A 4763-nucleotide genomic window follows, 5' to 3' on the forward strand; every position below is an offset into this window, starting at 1 on the left:
TACTTAAATAATTAGTCAAAATAGATTGTGACGTCGCTATTACATAAGAAGAAGCACTTGTTTTAATTTCATCTTTGGCTTCTTCTAAAAGAGCTAATATTTTATTCGTGTAGTCTAATAAAATGTCACCAGAAGGTAACAGGGAGACACCTTTGTTATCTCTATGTAGTAAAGGCGTTTCTAATTCTTGTTCTAATTTTTTGATTCGCTCAGTTACATTTGGTTGTACATAGCCTAGTTCTTTAGCGGCTTTACTAATAGATCCTTCGTTAGCTACAGTTTTAAATATGATAAGATCATTTATTTCCATTCATTTCAGCCCCTTATACGGTATCATTATAAATGATATCAAACATAATTTATACCTATTTTACGTCAGCCGATCATCGGTTTATCATTATATATATAAGATCGAAAGTGAGTGATAAACATGATTGGTATGCAATATAAGGTCATTTTGCCAAAAGATTATGATATGGGGACTATTAGAGAAAGGGTGAAAAAGAATGGTTATAAAACGGATGGTTTTCAAGGGTTGAATTTTAAGGCTTATTTAATTGCTGAGGCAGGTAAGGATGGGGGTTTCCATAATTGTTATGCACCTTTATATATTTGGAATGGTCATGAAGGGATGAATAAATTTATCTTTGAAGGGTATTACGATAATATTTTGCAATCGTTTGGGTGGCAACAAATAAATATAGGTGTTCCATTAGTTGTTAATTTAAGTAATGATTTTAGAAAAAGTAGATATGCTGTTGAATATGCAGGGAGTATTTCTCAAAGTAAATCGCTGATTGGGACGCAATTAAATAAAGTAAATGAAAATGTGCAAAACATAGAAAAATGTTTAGGGAATGTAATAGTTTATAATCCGGATAAGTGGGGATATAGTCAATTCAGTTTTTATAAGGAAAAGCCTGAAATAGATGTAATGGACGATGTTACTATTTATGAGATTTTACATATTTCACGAGGATATGTTGTTGAATGCTAAATTAAGAAAAAGGAATGAAAATCTATGCCTTTTGTGAACGTTTATTATCATGAAGATATATTAAATAAAGAAGAGTTGAAAAAGATAGGTGAATGTATCCATCTTTCATTAATTGAACATTTCGACATCCCTGAAAATGATTATTTTCAAATATTTTTACCTTATCAACAAAATCAATTTTTGTATGATCCATATTATTTGTTGGAAAGAGGAGAAATGAGAACTGAGAATATGATTCATGTTTCTATTACATGTGGACCTGGAAGAACAGTGCAACAGAAAAAAGGTTTGTATCAATCTATATCCTTTGAAGTTTCGGAATGTTCCAACGTAAAAGTTACTGACATTTTTATTACATTACATGAGACAGCTGCTGAAAACTGGTCATTTGGTCAAGGGATGGCACAATTGGTAAAAATGAAGGGAGCAAAATGATGAATGAACCAATTGAATTTTATATTCCAAAGAAAATGAGAGAAATAGCACCTGTATTTTCTCATTATAGTGAAGAGATATTATTTGAGGAAGTGTGGCGGGATGCCGCTTTAACATTAAGAGAAAGAAGCTTATGTACATTGTCGGCACTAATCAGTCTTGGTAATACAGAACAATTATCATTTCATCTGAAGCTAGCTAAACAAAATGGGATAATGGAGAATGAATTAGTTGCATTAATAACACATATGGCTTTTTACGTTGGTTGGCCAAAAGCTGTGGCAGCTTTAAATATAGCAATGAATGAAATGGAAAGTTAAGAATAATGATTTTGGGAGGTATTTTTAACATATTTCTACTTGCATTACTATCACTTGAGTGATAAAGTGATAGTAAGATCAACGCTAGGAAGTGATGAAACATGCGTGAAAATACGATAGGATCGTTAATATGGCTACGTTTAATACGATTTACGAACCAAAGTAATCAAATGTCAAATGAGTTTTTAAAACGTTTTGATTTAACAACAGCCCAATTTGATGTGCTTTTGCAAATACGGACTTATCAGCCATTAACACAAATGGAGTTAGCAGAAAAGGTTACCGTTACACAAGGCGGTATTTCTCGAATGTTAACACGTCTTGAAAAAGAAGGATATATTATACGAAAACAAGATTGGAAAACGAAAACAATTAGTCTTACAGAGCAAGGGGAAGCGGCTTTAGAAAGAGCATTGCCAGAGCAACTTGCATTTCAATCATCATTTTTTGATGATGTATTAAATGAAGAAGAGCAGAAAATACTATACGAGTTGATGTCAAAAGTTCATAAGCATAGTGAAAAAAAAGAATTACCGAATGAGTAATTTTTTTTACTCAATCAATTGACTAATCAAGTGATAAAGAGGAGGAAGTTTTATGTATACAATTCCAGGACATCACCATATTTCTATGGTGACTAAAAATGCGAAAACGAATAATAATTTTTATCGAGATGTCTTAGGATTACGCCGGGTGAAAAAGACAGTCAATCAAGATAATCCATTTATGTATCATTTGTTTTATGGTGATTTAACAGGGAGTGCCGGAACTGAATTATCATTTTTTGAAATGCCGAATGTAGGTAGAACAATCCGTGGTACAAATGCAATAACACAAATAGGCTTGCTCGTACCTTCAATAGAAAGTCTTACATTTTGGAAGAGACGTTTTGAGTCACTCCAGGTGGCGCATGGGGAAATTACAACTTACGCCGGAAGAGACGCACTGCACTTTGAAGATCCAGATGGTCTACGGTTAGTGCTGTTAAATAGTAAAGATGAAGAGGTGCCTGAATATTGAACTGCATGGGATGAATCTTCTGTAGAGCAGAATCATCGTATTTTAGGCATGGGAACAGTTGAAATGACAGTGCGCAGTTTAAATAAATTATCAAAAACATTAACAGGTTTGTTTAGTTATAAAGAAGTATCCCGTTCAGACGATGAGGGGATTTATCAATCTATCGATGGTCAATCTTTTGGAGAAATTTTGGTGAAACAGCAAGATGGAGAGAGTGAAAGACCAGGAAAAGGAAGTATTCATCATTTAGCTATTCGTGTGAAAAATGATGAAGAACTGAGTTATTGGAATGAAGCGGTGAAAGATAAAGGGTTCCAATCAACAGGGATTATCGATCGCTTTTATTTTGAAAGTTTATATTTCCGTGAGTCAAATGGCATTTTATTTGAGATTGCAACGGATGGACCAGGATTTACAGTAGATTCAACAGTTGAAGAATTAGGAAAAGAGCTGGATTTACCACCATTTTTAGAAGAGAGAAGAAAAGAGATTGAAGAGAAATTAATACCGCTTTATTAAAAGGGAGAGAGCAACTATGGAAAAATACCGTATTGATACAAGTAAGGGAATTGAATTTGGATTATATTCAATTGGAGATCATATTTTAAATCCGCATGATGGTTCGAAAATAAGTGCAGAAAAAAGAATTCATGAACTAATTGAAACAGCTAAGTTAGCAGATGAAGCTGGAATTGATGTGTTTGCTGTCGGTGAAAGTCATCAAGCGCATTTTACAACGCAAGCTCATACAGTTATTTTAGGAGCTATTGCACAAGCTACGAAAAACATTAAAATCGCGAGTTCTGCAACAGTATTAAGTACGTCAGATCCGGTTCGTGTATATGAGGATTTTGCCACAATTGATTTAATTTCTAATGGTCGTGCTGAAATCGTTGCTGGTCGCGGCTCTCGTATTGGGGGATATAGTTTACTTGGTTACGATGTAAATTATTATGAAGAACTATTTGAAGAGAAGATGGATCTTTTATTAAAAATAAATAAAGAAGAAAGTGTAACATGGAAAGGGCAGTTTAGAACACCACTTGAACATGCGGCAATTATACCGAGAGCTAAAAATAACAATATGCCAATTTGGCGTGCTGTTGGAGGACCGCCTGCTAGTGCAATTAAGGCAGGACGCGCAGGTGTACCAATGATGCTTACGACACTTGGTGGCCCAGCTGTTAATTTTAAAGTTTCGGTTGATGCATATCGTGAAGCAGCTGAGCAAAGTGGTTTTGATCCAGCAACATTACCAATTGCGACAACAAGTTTATTTTATACAGCAGAAAATTCACAAGATGCACTTAGTGAATATTATCCTCATATTAATGCTGGTATGCTTGCGCTACGCGGTGGTGGGTATCCAAAACAACAATTTACTAACGCAGTAGATCACCGTGATGCGTTAATGATTGGTAGCCCGCAACAAATTATTGAAAAAATGCTTTATCAATATGAATTATTTGGACAGCAACGTTTTATGGCACAGATTGATTTTGGCGGTGTACCATTTGATAAGATTGAGAAAAACATTGAATTAATTGCTACCGAAATTATGCCGGCTGTTAGAAAATATACAACGAAATAATGATTAAAGTACCGGGAATATAATTTATTCTCGGTACTTTTTTATTTAGTCTGTTTGAAAAATGACAAAAAAACGAATTTTATGTCTAGAGAAAGGGGAGTTTTTTTCTATTTGTGAATAACAATATTGTTGATTTGAATTTTGGAAATACATTTTTCTCTTGACAAAAAACTAGCATATTTCTAGGTTTGATTCGAGGACATTTTTCAAGGGTAAAGTCAAGCGTATGAAGAGAAAAACATAATAAAAATTGATATAAGAGTGTGTTGTATGTTTGAAAAGTACGTTTTTAAAATGTGAGAAATCAAATTCAAAAAAATTACAAAAGACATATTTCAGACAAAATCCTGTCAATAATACGTCAAAAATCACCTGAATTTATTATGTAAGTATATTATAC

Annotated in this window: 6 protein-coding genes and 1 pseudogene; 6 read left to right on the top strand and 1 reads right to left on the bottom strand. The window is 33.6% G+C overall.

Going from position 1 to position 4763, the window contains the following annotated elements:
- Positions 1-310 (bottom strand): LysR family transcriptional regulator (locus AB3X49_RS17830; RefSeq protein ID WP_367963753.1); only part of this gene is annotated, 310 nt, incomplete at its 3' end.
- 120 nt (positions 311-430) lie between these two features.
- Between AB3X49_RS17830 and AB3X49_RS17835 the strand changes: the two genes are divergently transcribed.
- The 6 genes and pseudogenes from AB3X49_RS17835 (at position 431) to AB3X49_RS17860 (ending at position 4363) form a co-directional block, all read left to right on the top strand.
- Entirely contained in the window at positions 431-997 is a 567-nt protein-coding gene (locus AB3X49_RS17835) for a DUF4865 family protein (RefSeq protein WP_002012326.1), read from the top strand.
- Positions 998-1021: 24 nt separating this feature from the next.
- Positions 1022-1432, top strand: coding sequence for a tautomerase family protein (locus tag AB3X49_RS17840; RefSeq protein ID WP_367963756.1), 411 nt, complete (start codon positions 1022-1024; stop codon positions 1430-1432).
- On the top strand, positions 1429-1752 hold the full coding sequence (locus AB3X49_RS17845; protein WP_235661805.1) for a carboxymuconolactone decarboxylase family protein: 324 nt from the start codon (positions 1429-1431) through the stop codon (positions 1750-1752). The genes AB3X49_RS17840 and AB3X49_RS17845 overlap by 4 nt, the downstream gene beginning before the upstream one ends.
- A 101-nt stretch (positions 1753-1853) precedes the next feature.
- Positions 1854-2297, top strand: a complete 444-nt coding sequence (locus AB3X49_RS17850; protein WP_002012331.1) for a MarR family winged helix-turn-helix transcriptional regulator — start codon at positions 1854-1856, stop codon at positions 2295-2297.
- A gap of 52 nt (positions 2298-2349) precedes the next feature.
- Positions 2350-3291, top strand: a pseudogene (locus AB3X49_RS17855) (ring-cleaving dioxygenase).
- 16 nt (positions 3292-3307) lie between these two features.
- The gene (locus tag AB3X49_RS17860) at positions 3308-4363 is read left to right on the top strand and encodes an LLM class flavin-dependent oxidoreductase (protein ID WP_002031331.1); all 1056 of its coding nucleotides are present in this window, start codon (positions 3308-3310) and stop codon (positions 4361-4363) included.
- Positions 4364-4763 lie beyond the last annotated feature (400 nt).

The organism is Bacillus sp. C30, assembly GCF_040838255.1.
GTDB classification, from domain to species: Bacteria; Bacillota; Bacilli; order Bacillales; family Bacillaceae_G; genus Bacillus_A; species Bacillus_A mycoides.

Coding starts and splice junctions, on each gene's coding strand:
- AB3X49_RS17860 (WP_002031331.1), top strand. CDS start 3,308: ATGGAAAAATACCGTATTGATACAAGTAAGGGAATTGAATTTGGATTA.
- AB3X49_RS17840 (WP_367963756.1), top strand. CDS start 1,022: ATGCCTTTTGTGAACGTTTATTATCATGAAGATATATTAAATAAAGAA.
- AB3X49_RS17850 (WP_002012331.1), top strand. CDS start 1,854: ATGCGTGAAAATACGATAGGATCGTTAATATGGCTACGTTTAATACGA.
- AB3X49_RS17835 (WP_002012326.1), top strand. CDS start 431: ATGATTGGTATGCAATATAAGGTCATTTTGCCAAAAGATTATGATATG.
- AB3X49_RS17845 (WP_235661805.1), top strand. CDS start 1,429: ATGATGAATGAACCAATTGAATTTTATATTCCAAAGAAAATGAGAGAA.